The sequence below is a fragment of the Bacillus cereus group sp. N21 genome (genome assembly GCF_016483395.1).
Classification (GTDB): Bacteria; Bacillota; Bacilli; order Bacillales; family Bacillaceae_G; genus Bacillus_A; species Bacillus_A pseudomycoides.
The window spans coordinates 1-15,165 of the sequence record NZ_JAEHBX010000040.1 but is presented as its reverse complement, the minus strand read 5'-3'; the positions used below and the strand labels follow the sequence as shown (position 1 = coordinate 15,165).

Below are 15,165 nucleotides of genomic sequence, written 5' to 3'. Positions count from 1 at the left end.
TTCTTTATATAGTAACTTTGTTTTTATTAATCTACAACTACTACTTAGTATTGTAGCCACCGATAAATCTTCCACATAAAAAACATGAAAATCATATATCCAAAGAAAGAATAATAATGATGCCAGTTTTCATTGTGAGTAAACAATCCTAAGCTTTCAGCAAATTGTTCGGATATACTTGCACAAATGCCGATTAGCATAATAAATAGAATTCTTGAGAATGTAGATAAAGCTTTGGCAATATGTAAAAAGAAAGCAGTAAAGGTTGGCAATATAAATAATGTAAAAGCGATATTGACCGAAAACATATTTGGAAATGGTCTGACTGGAAAAGCATACATTTGTTTACTAACAAATAGATAGTCTAAATATGTTCCAATGAAACAGGAGAAAATGATGGCGACTATAAATGCTAGGTGATTACTCTTCTGTTTCTTCTTCTCTGAGAAGGATATTTTTTTTCGTAAGAATTGCAAGTTCAATTTTTTCCATCGTTTTACAATAGTCATCCTCAATCTTCCCATTTGTATTTTCTCCTTTATCAATGAAATAGTCTACGATACGCCAGTCTTCAAACCAGTCTCCTTTTTCTGCCTCTTCATGTTTCAAATCTTTCCATGCGTATATTAATTGAGGGCTGTATAAACGATTTGCATCTTTTCTGAGGTGACATTTTTTTATTCTACGTTTATAAAATTCACGAGAAAATGACTCATTTACATCAGAAAACAAATGAGGCCAGTAGTCTTTCCGTGAAGCAGTATGCGAATGATCGTGAGCCCAATTTATTACTTTGGATAACGTATGTTCGTTGCGAAACAATAAAGAGTATAATCGTTTGCCTAGTAGAATTCGTTCATGTAAGGAGGTAAAGTGTTTCATTGTATCACCAAATAACAATGTTTTTTGTTTGGTCTCATCTTCATAGTATGGAAAAAGAATATGATTAAAACGGAAGAAGTCAAAGAGCTTAAATCCAATACTATTTAGTACGGTCTTTTTAAAGTGATCATTTTGAATGACTCTTTTTTCTAAATAGCTTTGTTCATTAATAATCGTTGCTATAGCTAATGTATAGTGATTGCCCGTTTTCCAAAAATGGTTCCACATCGTTTCCATAAACGTTGAGACATTGAGATGGGGTAGGAGGTAAAAGAGAGTTTTAGATTTTTTAAGGCTTTGTTCATATAGTAAAAATTGTGGATACACATCTTGGAAGATTAACCAGTTTCCCCGTTCTAAAAAAGAGTAGTAGGTAAGTTGGTCTTTTTCTGATAACAATCTTGTATATAAATCCCCTTTTAAATCTGTCATATTCCAACCGCCATTACGTGATACCATATGTCCGAGTAGAGCCCAGTGTATTTCAGGATGCTGAAGGTAAAACTGATAATAAGCACGTGTTCTCGTCACGTTATTTTTGTTCAGTTGTTTTGTTTGTTCTGTAATGTTATAAATAAGCATTTTCTCTTCTATTGTTAATGCAGCCTTTTTAAAGGAAGCGGTACTACTTTTGCTTTTTTTCTTTAGTTCATTTTTTACATCTAAAAGAGAAAGCGGGATCGCTTTGGAAGACCCGTTCCATTTTCTTTTTCGATTGTTTTCATACATTTTATTTCCTCCTGTTAACATGAATTTCAACAAATAGTTTAATAGAACGGTTATCATCATTTTATTACACATATTCTGAATAAATGTGGACTGTTTTTGGGGGACATAAACAGTGTAATATTTTTTACTATAAGCACGATAAGTCTTTTGTACTATTTCATCTTCATACGAATGAGGGATTCAATAAACGTGGAACTCGATTATATTAACAGATAGGAGCATAAAAAATATAAGGAGAGAAAAGCATGAAGAATTGGGTTCAAATTAGAATTGCACGCCCGACAGCTAAATTTGAAGAAGTTATCGCATTTTATGAAGAAGGATTATGCTTAAAACGGATAGGGGAATTTCATAATCATGAAGGTTATGATGGAGTTATGTTTGGATTACCTGATGTAGAATATCATTTAGAGTTTACAAGGCATATCAACGGCAGTCCATGTCCAGCTCCAACAAAAGATAACTTACTTGTGTTTTATATGACTCATAAAGCTGAGATTGAAAAAGTAACTAACAGGTTACATGCGATGGGTTATGATGAAGTTGAACCAGAAAATCCATACTGGAAAGAAAAAGGTATTACAATAGAAGATCCTGACGGGTGGAGAATTGTACTCATGCATATAGAGAAATAAAAGTAGTATATTTATAAAAAAGAGGTCATTTGTTCTAGTGTCCCGTTAAAAATTCAAATATAAAAAGAGTCTATTTTGATGATACTTTCTTCAAAATAGACTCTTATATTTTTGTTAAGTTTTATATATTTATAAATTCGCACTAATGTGGTCTTTCTTTTTCCTCTCTAAAGTATTTAAAAACATTTGAAATACTTTAAATGATTGCTGGAATATTGGACTTTGGATAAAAGTGTATAAGAATGTTACGATGAAAACGGGACCTCCTAGAATGTATCCAATTACAAGCATAATACTCTCCACAATGATTCTAGCACGACTTACAGATAATCCAGTTTTATCCGAAATGGCAAGCATAAATCCATCCCGCGGTCCTGCACCAATTCCGGCAGCGACATACATGCCACCTCCAATGCCTGTAATTATGATTCCAGCAAGTAAAATAAGAAGATTTATCCATAAATACTGAGTAGCATGAGGAAGGATATTCAATCTCAAGAAAAAATCCATAATAGGACCGATTAGCAGTGCATTTAAGAATGTCCCTACGTTTATGTATTTTGGATCTACTACTAAAGAAACCAGAACGAGAAATAAACCGCATATAACACTCCATGTGCCGATTGTCCATCCGAATCGCTGAAAGAGTGCCATATTCAGAACTTCCCATGGATGCAGACCAAGGAATTTAACTTTTACCGCAATGGCGTTTCCGAGTCCAAAGAAAGTTAACCCTAAGAAAAAAAGAAAATACCGAAAGAGTGTGAGTCCCATCTTTAATCCCCCTAATATTATATATAATTACGTATATTACATGTGGAAATTTAATTATACAAATATTTTTTCTTTTTAATAAAAATGAATAATTTTAGTTTTTATGTGTGTGTAGTAATCAAAAGGTGAAACTACTCTTAATATAGGGGTTGTTACCAGTGAACAGACGAGTACTATTGATAATATACTTATTTCAAGCTATTTGTTAGTTTGTATATTATGTAAATATCATTCATTAGTAAAATGAATATTTTTGATTTTATAAATAGGGAATACTAATGTATTTTTGTACTTACAGTAAAAAATCTATATAAGATCTGTTACTATTTTAAGAGGAAAGTATATATTTTTATATCTTCAAACAAGGGAGAACATACGTTTTTTAATGGGGGCGAAATACTAAATGTAATGAAAAAACGACATGGTTACAGTCAAAAACTTTAAAAAATTTCACCATGAGGATTATAATAAAGAGAGGTTCATGAAAAAGGAGTGAAATAATTTGAAACAAGAGCTTATAGAAAGATTTACAAGATATGTGAAGGTAGATACACAATCGAATGAAGAAAGTCATACAGTACCATCAACACCGGGGCAAATTGAGTTTGGAAAATTACTAGTTGAAGAATTAAAGCAAATTGGTTTGACAGAAGTAACGATGGATGAAAATGGATATGTCATGGCAACGCTTCCTGCCAATACGGAAAAGGATGTTCCTGTAATTGGTCTTTTAGCTCATTTAGATACAGCAACTGATTTTACAGGAAAGAATGTGAAACCGCAAATTCATGAGGATTTTGATGGGAAGGCAATTACATTAAATCAGGAATTGAATGTTGTTTTAACACCAGAGCAGTTTCCAGAACTGCCATCATATAAAGGGCATACCCTGATTACGACGGATGGAACAACACTTCTTGGTGCAGATGATAAAGCAGGCCTTACAGAAATTATGACGGCTATGAATTATTTATTACATAACCCACAAATTAAACATGGAAAAATTAGAGTGGCATTTACGCCTGATGAAGAAATCGGTCGGGGACCATCTCACTTTGATGTGAAAGCTTTTGGAGCATCTTTTGCTTATACAATGGACGGAGGTCCGCTTGGAGGATTGGAGTATGAGAGCTTCAATGCTGCAAGTGCAAAACTTACTTTTAAAGGAAATAATACGCATCCTGGAACAGCAAAAAATAAAATGCTAAATGCAAGTAAGTTAGCGATGGAGTTTCATGCGAAGTTACCAGTAGAAGAGGCACCTGAATATACAGAGGGGTATGAAGGTTTCTATCATCTTATTTCTATAAATGGTGATGTTGAGCAAAGTAAAGTTCATTACATTATTCGAGATTTTGATCGTGATAACTTCGAGACTCGTAAAAATACAATCACGAATATTACGAAACAGATGAAAGAAAAATATGGTGAAGAAAATATCATTCTTGAGATGAATGATCAGTATTACAATATGCTTGAGAAAATTGAACCGGTCAGGGAAATTGTTGATATTGCGTATGAAGCGATGAAAATTCTAGATATTGAACCAAATATTCAACCAATCCGCGGGGGGACCGATGGCTCTCAATTATCATATATGGGCTTGCCGACGCCAAACATTTTTACTGGTGGGGAAAACTATCACGGTAAATTTGAATACGTTTCTGTAGATAATATGGAAAAAGCTGTTCAGGTTATTATAGAAATAGCACGATTATTTGAAGAGCAGGCATAAAAAAATCCAGGTAGTGAAAAAAGACTATCTGAATTTCTTTTTAATTGCTCAATGATATACTTACTTGTAATTGCATTTGGCATTCTCACGTTAGTAGATATCAGTAGGGAATATAATTCCTGGTTTCACTTTATAATATGAACAATAGATAGGTTTTACTTATTGAAATGAACCTATCTATTGTTGTGCTGAAGAATTTAATACAGAACTCGCCATAAATAAAAGGTCGCATAGGATTCCCAATTCTTCCATGCTGAAGCATACTCTCTTATTTCTTTTTTTGTTGGTTTATGATCTGACCCTGTTAAAAGTTTGATCACATTATGTAGGCCAACATCATCAATTGGAAAAGCGGAAGGGAATCTTAGACAACGCATTAAAACATAATTTGCTGTCCATGGTCCAATACCACGTATGTCGGTTAATGTTTTCTCAGCATCTTTTAGGTCGCTTTTTATGAACGATTCTTTACTTAGGTTGCCTTGTGTAATGAGTTTTGCGACACCAATAAGATATTCACATTTCCTCGTAGTCATTTTTAATTCTGTTAGATCTTTTACTGTTAGATTTGCGATGAACTCTGGTGATGGGAATATCCAATATTTCTGTCCATTCCATTCGATATGTTCGCCGAAGGATTCAACAAATCGTCTTTTTAACGTATATGCAAATGTGAGATTAATTTGTTGACCAAGAATACCCCAACATAGTGCCTCAAATAAATCAGGGATTCCCATATTACGGAGTCCGTAATATTCGTTGATTGGTGTAGACAGAAGTACATCGTCTTTTGCTAAATCGTAAAATGGAGTTAGATCCGTATCTAAATCAAACCATTCTCTTACATATCTCGCTACTGTAGCGCGAACCCATTTCTCAGGTGGCGTCTCACCACCTAAAAAGCGAACATGGATGTTCCCCTCATTATTTACACTTGTCTCGATTAATGGGTTTTCTCCCTCAATCGGAATGACTCTATAAATTTTATTATTTTCAATGTGAAACATACATTCATTTTTGGAACGTGAAAGATAGTGTGAATTTTGTTTAAAGCTAAATTCTTTCGGAACAATTAATGTTATGCTGTCATTTTCATCTTTCCACGCTGTATATGGAAGCTCAGGACAACAATTTTTACAAGGCTGATAACCAGTTTGTTCCGCTTCTTTTCTAGATTTAAATTTTCGATTGTTTCTTGGAGACTGTTTTTGTTCGCACCAAGGGAAGCAGTAGTTTTTCGTTGTTTTGTTACCTATAAAATAAGGAGCATCCCATTCAAGAGGAATTGTAACATTCTTCATTTTCAACCACCTACAGTAATATTTTTTCTAATGTTAACAATTCTTTCTTCATTGCTAAACCACCTCTAAAACCAGATAATTTCCCATTCTTCCCAATCACACGATGGCAAGGGATTGTAATTAATAGAGGATTGGCTCCAATCGCGGTACCAACAGCACGTACTGATTTTGGTTTTTGAATAAGCTGTGCAATATCTGAGTAGGAATAGGTTTTTCCATAAGGAATTTCACGTAATGTATTCCAAACAGTTAATTGGAAAGGCGTTCCGTGAATGTCAATAGGACATGTAAATACTTCACGTTGTTTTTTTAGATACTCTACTAGTTCTTGAACATACGGTTCTAGCTTTAAGGGTTCTTGAACGAAAGTATGTTTCGGAAAACGTTTTTTCGTCCAAGTGGCTAATTCTTCAAAAGTTTGATGTTGAGATCCTACAAAGCATAATCCTGTTGATGTTGCGGCAATATACATATGCCAATTTTCATGAACAAATAGCGTCCAATATATAATTTGATTTGTTTTAGCTTCCATGTTATTGTACCTCGTTTATAGGATTCATTTTTCGATATTCAGTAGGGGTATATCCCGTTTTCTTTTTAAATAATGTTGCAAAATGTGCAGTGTTGGGTATACCCATAGTAAAACCAATTTCCATAATTGTTAGATTTGTATCCGCAAGATAGTGCATAGCTTTAGCAACCCTTATTTGTTGTATATATTCTAGTGGAGTGATGCCTTTCATTCGCTTAAAAGTACGCTGTAAATGATAAGGACTGCCATGACACATATTTGCAAGTATTTCGAGAGTTAATGCTTCACGATAATGTTTATCGATATACGCTGTAATTTGTGTTACCCAGTCTTCATCAGGTAACTTGCTTCCATTTGGCTTACAACGTTTACACGGACGAAACCTTTCGGATAATGCTTGTTTTGCATTGAGAAAAATTCGCACATTATTTTTGTTAGGTGTTCTAGATTTACATGATGGTCGGCAAAAAATACCAGTTGTCTTTACAGCGTAAAAAAATTTGTCATCATAAGAAGAATCGTTGTGTATAATGGCTTGCCAATGTTCATCCGTCAAATTATTTACACTTGTTTCTAATTGTAATCTTTCATTTTGCATAGGATCACCTCCAAAATTAGTATACCCTGAAAAAAGTACACATGTACGCATTTACGAATGTAAGAGCAAGATTACAAAGGTGAAAAAATGATAGTCTCTTTATTTTGTGTTAGCATGTAAGCAGAAAATAAAAATATGAGGCGAGTATTAATGCTATGACATCAAGAGGGGGAACAAAAAGTGAAATTTATTTCGTGGAATGTAAATGGTTTACGAGCAGTTATTGCAAAAGGTGGTTTTATAGAATACTTAGAGGAAGCGGATGCGAAAATCAATCGTGAAGTAATGGGGTCAGATCATTGTCCTGTTGAATTACATATGGAATTTTAGAAAAAATAAAAAAGCAGTATCTATCTTGGATGAAGGATAGATACTGTTTTTTTATTTGTTTTGTTAAAATTTTTCAAATCATTCTTGAAATAATTCATTTATAACTATATACTTAATAACGATAATCATTATCAATAGATGGGAAAAAGATAATTTATTATTAGGGGAAGTGAAATAAATGAGTTTTAATTTTAAATAGATGTATTGTAAGGGGATACATGGAAAGAATATTTCACTAAAATACTATATTTAAAGATTACAAATTTGGAGAGGAGTATTTATAGACATGAATAAGAAATTATTTACACTAGGAATGGTCACAGTATTAAGCGTAGGTCTTGCAGCATGTAACAGTGCAGATAAAAGTTCAGGAGAACAAAAACAAGAATCAAAAGTAGCTGAAACGAAAAAAGATGAGAAACGAAAGATTACATATCTAGGAAAAGAATATACAGTACCCGCGAAAGTAACGAACATTGTAACTGCTAGTTTAGAATCAATGGAGGATGCGGCGGTACTTGGTATTAAGCCAGTAGGAGCAATTACTATAGGTGGAAAATTACCAGCGAACGTTGCGAAAGATTTAGAAGGTGCAAAATCTATCGGAGAGAAAATGCAACCGAATTTTGAAACATTACTTCAATTAAAACCAGATGTCATTACATCTAGTACGAAATTCCCACCAGAGGCCAGTGAAAAGTTTACGAAGGTAGCTCCAACGTTCCCAATATCACATGTTTCAACAGATTGGGAAGATAATTTAAAGCTGATGGGGGAACTTTCTGGTAAAAAAGATAAAGCAGAAAAAATTATTAAAGATTATAAAGCTGATGCTGCAAAAGCAAAAGAAAAGATTGGAGATAAATTAAAAGATAAAAAGGTGCTTGTAATAAGACTAAGAGCGAATAACTTATACCTTTATCCAGAAGGAGTATACTTCAATCCTGTAATTTATAAAGATTTAGGATTAACTGTTCCAGAACAAATTAAAGCTGTAAAAGCACAAGAAAAAATTTCTTTAGAAAAACTGGCTGAAGTCAATCCAGATTATGTATTCTTGCAATATGAGGCAAGCGAAAATGATAAACCAAAAGTGTTAGAAGAATTAGAAAGTAATCCAATTTGGCAAAGTATGAATGCCGTAAAAGATAAAAAAGTATTTGTAAATACTGTTGATCCAATCGCGCAAGGTGGTACTGCTTGGAGTAAAACAGCATTTTTAAAAGAAGTAGTGAAAAATTTATCTAAATAAGTAAGGTGCGTTGAATGATATGCGGAAAATAAATGCAGTACCAATGATAATTTTATGCTTAGCGCCCATATTTATTTTATTTACAGTTATGCTATCTATTTTATATGGGGCAAAAAATATCGATTTTGAAACAGCTTGGAATGCATTGTTTCATTTTGATTCAGGAAATGTAAATCATAATATTATTATTACTTCTCGTTTACCAAGGGTAGTTGCAGCTCTTTTAGTCGGAGCATTTCTAGCCATATCAGGAGCACTTATGCAGGGGATGACAAGAAACTATCTTGCATCCCCTTCTATTATGGGTGTGACGGATGGCTCAGCTTTTGTTATTACGATGTGTATGGTATTTCTTCCAGGAATGTCTTCAGTTGGTATGATTTTATGTTCTATGCTTGGCTCGGCATTAGGGGCAGGAATTGTTTTTGGTTTTGGTTCACTGATTCGGAATGGATTATCACCAGTTCGATTGGCGATTATAGGAACTGTTATAGGGACGTTTTTAAGTAGTATTTCTGCAGCTATTGCTTCCTATTTTCAAGTTTCGCAAAATATTAGTTTTTGGTATAACACAAGATTAGATCAAGTGGATCCGAATGTACTTAAGTTAACAATTCCTTTCGGTATAGTTGGCATTATTTTATCCCTTCTAATTTCAAAATCTATTACGATTCTTTCGTTAGGAGAAGAGGTTTCTATTAATTTAGGACAGCGTACAAAGCTTGTAAAAGCTACTGCAATTCTATCCGTTGTGTTTTTAACAGGTACTGCGGTTGCTTTAGTCGGGAAAATTGGTTTTGTAGGACTCATTATTCCTCATATTACTCGCTTTTTAATCGGGGTAGATTATAAATGGATTGTACCTTGTGCCGGTGTAATTGGTGGTATTTTTCTAGCTTTATGTGATGTGTTAAGTAGATTTGTAAATTATCCATTTGAAACGCCAATAGGGGTCGTTACCTCGTTAATTGGAATTCCTTTCTTCCTTTATTTAATTAGAACAAGAGGAGGGGAGAAGCATGCTTAGAGATACACTGTCGCGTTATGTAATGACAATGAGTATTATCATACTTTTAATTTTGAGTGCAATTTATATTAGTTTAACGAATGGTACGTTTGATATTACGATTACAGATGTATTTCGAACGCTATTTCGAATTGATCCTGTACCTGAACATGATTTAGTTATATTTGATTTCAGGCTTCCGAGAATCGTAATCGCAGGATTAGTAGGATTAGGTCTTGGGATTGCAGGTGCTGTTATTCAAGGGGTTACAAGAAATGGTTTAGCTGATCCTGGTATTTTAGGGATTAATGCGGGAGCGGGTACTGCAATTGTGATCTTTATGTTTTTCTTCCAAGGACAAATGAAAAGCACAGATTGGATTTCTATTATGATGATGCCGTTGTTTGGTCTAGTCGGCGGGCTAGGTGCTGCTATATTAATTTATATGTTTTCTTGGCGAAATGGAAAATTAGATTCACAGCGTCTTTTGTTAACGGGGATTGCGATAGGTTCAGGATTCGGAGCATTTTCTATGTATTTATCATTGAAGATGAAAGCAACTGACTTTGAAATGGCTGCTGTATGGGTTTCGGGAAGTATATATAATGCAAACTGGAAGTATATTATTGCTATGTTGCCATGGCTCATTATCTTAATTCCAATTATCAAAAGAAAAGCGTATTTACTCGACTTATTTCAATTGGAAGAGACGAGTATAACAAGTTTAGGAGTTTCAGTAGAAAGAGAAAAATCGATTTTATTATTAAGTAGTATTGGGTTAGTGAGTGCATGTGTTTCTATTTCAGGAAGCATTGGATTTATTGGTCTAATGGCACCACATATTGCGAAACGTCTGGTCGGCATTCATCATAATCATGTAATTCCTGTATGCGGTGCAATTGGAATGTTACTCGTGATTGCTTCGGACTTTATTGCAAAAACTGTTTTTGCACCAGCTGAATTACCAGTTGGGATTGTAATTTCGATTGTTGGTGTACCATATTTCCTATATTTGTTATACAAAGCAAAGGCGTAAGAGGAGTGATAGAAAGTGAAGGTTCTAAGCGCTGAGAATTTAGAAACGAGTTATGAAAAATTTACGGTTTTTCGTGATTTAAATGTAGAAATACAAGAAGGAAAAGTAACGACAATTATTGGACCAAATGGATGCGGGAAATCTACATTGTTAAAAACAATGGGACGAATTTTAAAACAAAAAAGTGGTAAGGTATATTTACAAGGACAAGATTTACATACAATTCCTACAAAACAAATTGCGAAGCAGCTAGCATTACTTCCGCAAAACCCAATTGCTCCGGGAGAGCTTAAGGTAGAAGAATTGATTTCTTATGGACGCTATCCACATCGAAACAATGTAAATAAATTATCATCTAAAGATAAAGAAATTATTGAATGGGCGATGGATATTACAAAAACGACTGCTTTTCGCAAACGCCAAATTGCAAATTTATCCGGTGGACAAAGACAAAAAGTATGGTTAGCGATGGCATTAGCACAAGAAACGGAAGTTTTATTATTAGATGAACCGACTACATATCTTGATATGTCTCATCAATTAGAAGTATTGCAAATTGTTGAACGATTAAATAGGGAGCATAATTGTACGGTAGTTATGGTACTGCATGATATTAATCATGCAGCAAGATTTTCTGATGAAATTATTGCAATGAAGGAGGGGCAAATTGTTACAATAGGAAACCCAATAGAAATTATTACGAATGAAGTGCTGAAAAATGTATTTCATATTGATGCACGCGTCATGATAGACCCGTATAATGGGGCTCCTGTATGTTTCGGTTATGATAGTGTGTTCCAAGAAGAAAATACTGAAATATATGTAACTAGCTAAAATGATAAAAGGAGGGGAGAATTACATGAATACTAGTATTGAAAAAACGGATGTTACTATTTCGAATATAGAGCAATGGAAGATGTATTCGAGACTAGGGAATCGTGAGTATCAAATTTATATTTCGAAGCCAAAGCAACCTGCTCCAGACTCTGGATATCCCGTGATTTATGTATTAGATGGAAATGCATTTTTTCAAACGTTTCAAGAAGCTATGAACATTCAATCGGTAAGAGTAGAAAAAACAGGGGTTGCGCCATCAATTATTGTTGGTGTTGGTTATCCAATCGAAGGAGTTTTTGCGGCTTCTGAAAGGTGCTACGATTTTACCCCTTCTTCGCCTTCGGTGGATGCACCGCCGAAACCTGATGGGAAACCATGGCCTAAGTCAGGAGGAGCAAGTGAGTTTTTAGCATTTATTCAAGATGAATTGAAGCTGCAAATTGAAAAGAATTTTGAGATTGATAAAGAAAAACAAACAATATTTGGACATTCGCTTGGTGGATTATTCGCTTTACATGTATTGTTTACAAATACAAACGCCTTTCAAAATTATTTCATCAGTAGCCCATCGATTTGGTGGAATAATAAGTCTGTTCTTGAAAAGGAAGCAACGTTTATAAATGAACTGAGTAGAGCGAGTTCTGAAGTCGGAGTCTTTCTGACAGTGGGAGCATTAGAAAGAGATCATATGGTTCAAGATGCAAATGCATTATCTGAGCGTTTAATGAACTTGCAACATAATAAGTTTCGATTTGCATTTTATGAAGCTGAGGGAGAGAATCATGCATCAGTAGTGCCAACTGTTTTAAGTAAGGCACTGCGCTTTGTAAGCAATTTATTCTAATCGTTGTTTTTTTAGTAGAAGTGAATTTGTGTGGGAATTGCTTTCGTAGTTGAGTTTTGTCATATAAGTAACGAATAAATAGAGGATATAGGTTGTTATTTGATTCTTATATAGGGTATCACCATATGTAAGTTTAATGCTATAATTGGTATACTCATGGGGGCATTGTTCCCTATGGATGGGGATAAACTTTAAGAAGGTGATAAAATGGATCATAATGAAAAAACAGAGGTTACTACCCATAGATCGGATAAAGAAAAAGAACAAATCATGAATAGGTTAAAGAGAATTGAAGGGCAAGTACGTGGTATCCAGAATATGATTGAAAATGATCGCTATTGTGTTGATATTTTAGTGCAGATTTCAGCTATTAATGCTGCAATGAAGAAGGTTGGTATGGAGATACTTAAAAATCATACAAATCATTGTGTTTCTAATGCTATTAAAGATGGTAATGGAGACGAAGCAATTGAAGAATTAATGAAAGTGTTTGAACGATTCTCAAAAGCGTGATAGAACAAGCTAGTATAGGATCTAGCTTGTTTTTTATTTTTTCATGGAAAAGTTTTTTATCTGTGTTGATACTTTTATGCACAGTGTTATTTCTAAATTTAATTTTAGTAAATGTACCTGGAAATGTTGTTTATCCATGGGTAGTTCCAATGTTATTTAGCTCACATGAAGGGGTAGGAAGGGCTTTTATTAATTATCCAATTAGGATTATAAGTTTGACGAGTCTTTTTATAATGGAGTTAATTTCATTAATTAGAGAGCATAAACGAAGAATATAACATTTTAAACATAAAAAATAGCCTTCTCATAAGCGAGAAGGCTATTTTTCATTATTTTACTGCTTCTTTTAGTTCTTTACCAGCTTTAAATGCAGGTACTTTTGAAGCTGCGATTTGCATTTCTTCACCTGTTTGTGGGTTACGGCCTGTACGAGCAGCTCTTTCACGAACTTCAAATGTACCGAATCCGATAAGTTGTACTTTTTCACCAGCTGCTAAAGTATTTGTGATTGATTCTACTACAGATTGTACAACTACAGTAGCTTCTTTTTGAGAAATTTCAGCTGTTTGTGCTACATTTTTAATTAATTCTGTTTTATTCATATCTTCACCTCATATGTAAATAATGCTATTTAAGTTGTTATTATAACGTATAAAAGAGAAGAGAACAAGTGTACTATAGGTTTTCTCTTAAATTCTTTTTGTTAAGCAGTTATAGATTCTTTCTTTAATTCCGTTGTTTTGCTATTAGACTGCTCTCGTTTGTTATAAGCCAAAAAGTAAGGGAGCGCTACAAATAGCATACCGCCGACTAAGTTTCCAAAGAAGACAACAATGAAATTTGGTAAGTATTCCATCCAAGTTAGATGCCCTGCAAAGATGGCGGCTGGAATAACAAACATATTGGCAACAACGTGTTGAAAGCCAATTGCAACAAAGGTCATAACTGGGAACCAAATGCCAATTACTTTTCCAGTGAATTCTTTGCTACCCATACTGAGCCAAACTGCTAAGCAAACAAGCCAGTTACATCCAATAGCAGAGACAAATGCTTGTATTGGTGTGTCATGTAGTTTTGCTTGAGCGATAGATACAGTTTTGGATAAAAATTGCCCTTCTGTTAATCCGACGATGTGGCCGAAAAAATAGGCCACAAATACAGCGCCAATAAAATTGCTAATCGTAACAATTGTTAAGTTCTTTAATACTTTAAAGAAAGAGATTTTTTTTGAAAACCAAGCGATTGGTACGGTCATCATATTACCGGTTACTAGTTCGCCACCGGCAAGAATAACTAGAATTAAGCCAATAGGGAAAACAGCAGCTCCTAGAAAACTAGTAAAGGATCCCCAAGATTTTGGCATTGTTCCAATGACGTGAATATCGAGTAAATAACCTAGTGCTATGAAAGCCCCGCCAAAAAAACCTAAAATTAACATAGGTAGTAGCGGCAAAAGTGCCTTTTTTTGACCTGAACTTGCGGCCAATTCAGTAATTTCTTGTGGTGCATAGACAGACATGAATAACCCCTCCATATTTTGATAAATGACTCTATTTCCATTAATGAGTTTTTCTGCCTTATTAATGGTTAAATTGATAAATTCGGGGGAACGAGTAAGGTCCCTCGATTAAGCGTTTTCTTTTCTCAGAACATGAAGATGAGATTTTTTCAGAATGAAAACAAAAAATACCAAAAATGCTACTCATCTTGGTAATTAAAAGTAAAAATTACTTAAAGTTGTTCTGTAGAATCTTTCATCAACAATGAAATATGAATAAAAAGTATATACATTGCATATCATGTTGACAAAATTATGTTACATAATTTGAATAATTTTGTCAATTCGTGGTAAAAGTAGGAGGATAGAAGTTAGGATATTCTATGAAAAATGATAGACATATAGTTTTAACGTTTCAATTCATTAGTTAGGAAGTGATTGATGATGAATAAACCGTGGATCGGTAATAAACCAATAGATAAAATTTTTTCTAAGCATAAAATAAGCACTGAGCTGAAGGTGGAAAAAAATGCCTCCCCATGGATTGGAATAGAAGAAAATTCATTTTCAGAGAGTGGAGTGGAAAAAAATTCAACGACAAGAAGTGGAGTAGAAAAAAATGGATTATGAGATGATGGAGAAGATAAAATTTAGGGAGAATCA

The 15,165-nt window shown here is 34.0% G+C and carries 17 protein-coding genes and 1 pseudogene; 10 read left to right on the top strand and 8 right to left on the bottom strand.

All coding sequences use genetic code 11. The features are described from left to right. Positions 1-44: 44 nt before the first annotated feature. Both JDS96_RS32265 and JDS96_RS20070 read right to left on the bottom strand, forming a co-directional pair. Positions 45-482 (bottom strand): CBO0543 family protein, encoded by a 438-nt coding sequence (locus JDS96_RS32265; RefSeq protein ID WP_078211822.1) that lies wholly within the window; start codon positions 480-482, stop codon positions 45-47. Further along, positions 421-1,632 (bottom strand): DUF2515 domain-containing protein, encoded by a 1,212-nt coding sequence (locus JDS96_RS20070; protein WP_199667826.1) that lies wholly within the window; start codon positions 1,630-1,632, stop codon positions 421-423. Before JDS96_RS20070 ends, JDS96_RS32265 begins: the two co-directional genes overlap by 62 nt. A 224-nt stretch (positions 1,633-1,856) precedes the next feature. Here JDS96_RS20070 and JDS96_RS20065 point away from each other — a divergent pair, with 224 nt between their 5' ends. Then, the gene (locus tag JDS96_RS20065; protein WP_003199373.1) at positions 1,857-2,246 is read left to right on the top strand and encodes a VOC family protein; all 390 of its coding nucleotides are present in this window, start codon (positions 1,857-1,859) and stop codon (positions 2,244-2,246) included. A 129-nt stretch (positions 2,247-2,375) separates the two neighbouring features. Here JDS96_RS20065 and JDS96_RS20060 read toward each other — a convergent pair whose 3' ends face one another. Continuing rightward, positions 2,376-3,020: a YczE/YyaS/YitT family protein gene (locus JDS96_RS20060; RefSeq protein ID WP_199667811.1), complete on the bottom strand. Its 645-nt coding sequence runs from the start codon at positions 3,018-3,020 to the stop codon at positions 2,376-2,378. Between the two features lie 502 nt (positions 3,021-3,522). Between JDS96_RS20060 and pepT the strand changes: the two genes are divergently transcribed. Next, positions 3,523-4,755, top strand: a complete 1,233-nt coding sequence (pepT, locus tag JDS96_RS20055) for a peptidase T (RefSeq protein ID WP_199667810.1) — start codon at positions 3,523-3,525, stop codon at positions 4,753-4,755. Between the two features lie 197 nt (positions 4,756-4,952). On the opposite strand, the gene JDS96_RS20050 is transcribed toward pepT, so the two are convergent. Genes JDS96_RS20050 through JDS96_RS20040 form a run of 3 tightly spaced genes read right to left on the bottom strand, consistent with a single transcriptional unit; the run spans position 4,953 to position 7,186 of the window. Continuing rightward, entirely contained in the window at positions 4,953-6,056 is a 1,104-nt protein-coding gene (locus tag JDS96_RS20050; RefSeq protein ID WP_199667809.1) for a DNA-3-methyladenine glycosylase 2, read from the bottom strand. 10 nt (positions 6,057-6,066) lie between these two features. Further along, positions 6,067-6,588 (bottom strand): methylated-DNA--[protein]-cysteine S-methyltransferase, encoded by a 522-nt coding sequence (locus tag JDS96_RS20045; protein WP_018765214.1) that lies wholly within the window; start codon positions 6,586-6,588, stop codon positions 6,067-6,069. 1 nt (position 6,589) lies between these two features. Further along, the gene (locus tag JDS96_RS20040) at positions 6,590-7,186 is read right to left on the bottom strand and encodes a bifunctional transcriptional activator/DNA repair enzyme AdaA (RefSeq protein WP_199667808.1); all 597 of its coding nucleotides are present in this window, start codon (positions 7,184-7,186) and stop codon (positions 6,590-6,592) included. 180 nt (positions 7,187-7,366) lie between these two features. On the opposite strand from JDS96_RS20040, the pseudogene JDS96_RS32260 reads away from it, so the two are divergent. The 7 genes and pseudogenes from JDS96_RS32260 to JDS96_RS20005 form a co-directional block, all read left to right on the top strand. After that, positions 7,367-7,459 (top strand): annotated as a pseudogene (locus JDS96_RS32260) (exonuclease III); the annotation flags it as partial. 343 nt (positions 7,460-7,802) lie between these two features. Further along, entirely contained in the window at positions 7,803-8,768 is a 966-nt protein-coding gene (locus JDS96_RS20030; protein ID WP_199667807.1) for an iron-hydroxamate ABC transporter substrate-binding protein, read from the top strand. 19 nt (positions 8,769-8,787) lie between these two features. Next, positions 8,788-9,795: a FecCD family ABC transporter permease gene (locus tag JDS96_RS20025; RefSeq protein WP_018765217.1), complete on the top strand. Its 1,008-nt coding sequence runs from the start codon at positions 8,788-8,790 to the stop codon at positions 9,793-9,795. A gap of 22 nt (positions 9,796-9,817) precedes the next feature. Continuing rightward, positions 9,818-10,810: a FecCD family ABC transporter permease gene (locus JDS96_RS20020; RefSeq protein ID WP_371388593.1), complete on the top strand. Its 993-nt coding sequence runs from the start codon at positions 9,818-9,820 to the stop codon at positions 10,808-10,810. Positions 10,811-10,825: 15 nt separating this feature from the next. Next, positions 10,826-11,644, top strand: coding sequence for an ABC transporter ATP-binding protein (locus JDS96_RS20015; RefSeq protein ID WP_003199311.1), 819 nt, complete (start codon positions 10,826-10,828; stop codon positions 11,642-11,644). Positions 11,645-11,669: 25 nt separating this feature from the next. Continuing rightward, positions 11,670-12,491, top strand: coding sequence for an alpha/beta hydrolase (locus JDS96_RS20010; RefSeq protein ID WP_018765219.1), 822 nt, complete (start codon positions 11,670-11,672; stop codon positions 12,489-12,491). Positions 12,492-12,698: 207 nt separating this feature from the next. After that, entirely contained in the window at positions 12,699-13,004 is a 306-nt protein-coding gene (locus JDS96_RS20005) for a metal-sensing transcriptional repressor (protein WP_199667805.1), read from the top strand. A gap of 329 nt (positions 13,005-13,333) precedes the next feature. On the opposite strand, the gene JDS96_RS20000 is transcribed toward JDS96_RS20005, so the two are convergent. Together JDS96_RS20000 and JDS96_RS19995 are read right to left on the bottom strand one after the other, a co-directional pair. Next, on the bottom strand, positions 13,334-13,606 hold the full coding sequence (locus tag JDS96_RS20000; protein ID WP_003199316.1) for an HU family DNA-binding protein: 273 nt from the start codon (positions 13,604-13,606) through the stop codon (positions 13,334-13,336). 101 nt (positions 13,607-13,707) lie between these two features. Further along, positions 13,708-14,523 (bottom strand): formate/nitrite transporter family protein, encoded by an 816-nt coding sequence (locus tag JDS96_RS19995; protein WP_199667804.1) that lies wholly within the window; start codon positions 14,521-14,523, stop codon positions 13,708-13,710. A 423-nt stretch (positions 14,524-14,946) separates the two neighbouring features. Here JDS96_RS19995 and JDS96_RS19990 point away from each other — a divergent pair, with 423 nt between their 5' ends. Then, positions 14,947-15,132: a hypothetical protein gene (locus tag JDS96_RS19990; protein WP_199667803.1), complete on the top strand. Its 186-nt coding sequence runs from the start codon at positions 14,947-14,949 to the stop codon at positions 15,130-15,132. Positions 15,133-15,165: the final 33 nt, after the last annotated feature.

Excerpts from the sequence above, each read along its gene's own strand:
- JDS96_RS20070 (WP_199667826.1), bottom strand. The coding sequence starts at position 1,632 with ATGTTAACAGGAGGAAATAAAATGTATGAAAACAATCGAAAAAGAAAA.
- JDS96_RS20065 (WP_003199373.1), top strand. The coding sequence starts at position 1,857 with ATGAAGAATTGGGTTCAAATTAGAATTGCACGCCCGACAGCTAAATTT.
- JDS96_RS20060 (WP_199667811.1), bottom strand. The coding sequence starts at position 3,020 with ATGGGACTCACACTCTTTCGGTATTTTCTTTTTTTCTTAGGGTTAACT.
- JDS96_RS20050 (WP_199667809.1), bottom strand. The coding sequence starts at position 6,056 with ATGAAGAATGTTACAATTCCTCTTGAATGGGATGCTCCTTATTTTATA.
- JDS96_RS20045 (WP_018765214.1), bottom strand. The coding sequence starts at position 6,588 with ATGGAAGCTAAAACAAATCAAATTATATATTGGACGCTATTTGTTCAT.
- JDS96_RS20040 (WP_199667808.1), bottom strand. The coding sequence starts at position 7,186 with ATGCAAAATGAAAGATTACAATTAGAAACAAGTGTAAATAATTTGACG.
- JDS96_RS20030 (WP_199667807.1), top strand. The coding sequence starts at position 7,803 with ATGAATAAGAAATTATTTACACTAGGAATGGTCACAGTATTAAGCGTA.
- JDS96_RS20025 (WP_018765217.1), top strand. The coding sequence starts at position 8,788 with ATGCGGAAAATAAATGCAGTACCAATGATAATTTTATGCTTAGCGCCC.
- JDS96_RS20020 (WP_371388593.1), top strand. The coding sequence starts at position 9,818 with ATGACAATGAGTATTATCATACTTTTAATTTTGAGTGCAATTTATATT.
- JDS96_RS20010 (WP_018765219.1), top strand. The coding sequence starts at position 11,670 with ATGAATACTAGTATTGAAAAAACGGATGTTACTATTTCGAATATAGAG.
- JDS96_RS20005 (WP_199667805.1), top strand. The coding sequence starts at position 12,699 with ATGGATCATAATGAAAAAACAGAGGTTACTACCCATAGATCGGATAAA.
- JDS96_RS20000 (WP_003199316.1), bottom strand. The coding sequence starts at position 13,606 with ATGAATAAAACAGAATTAATTAAAAATGTAGCACAAACAGCTGAAATT.
- JDS96_RS19995 (WP_199667804.1), bottom strand. The coding sequence starts at position 14,523 with ATGTCTGTCTATGCACCACAAGAAATTACTGAATTGGCCGCAAGTTCA.
- JDS96_RS19990 (WP_199667803.1), top strand. The coding sequence starts at position 14,947 with ATGAATAAACCGTGGATCGGTAATAAACCAATAGATAAAATTTTTTCT.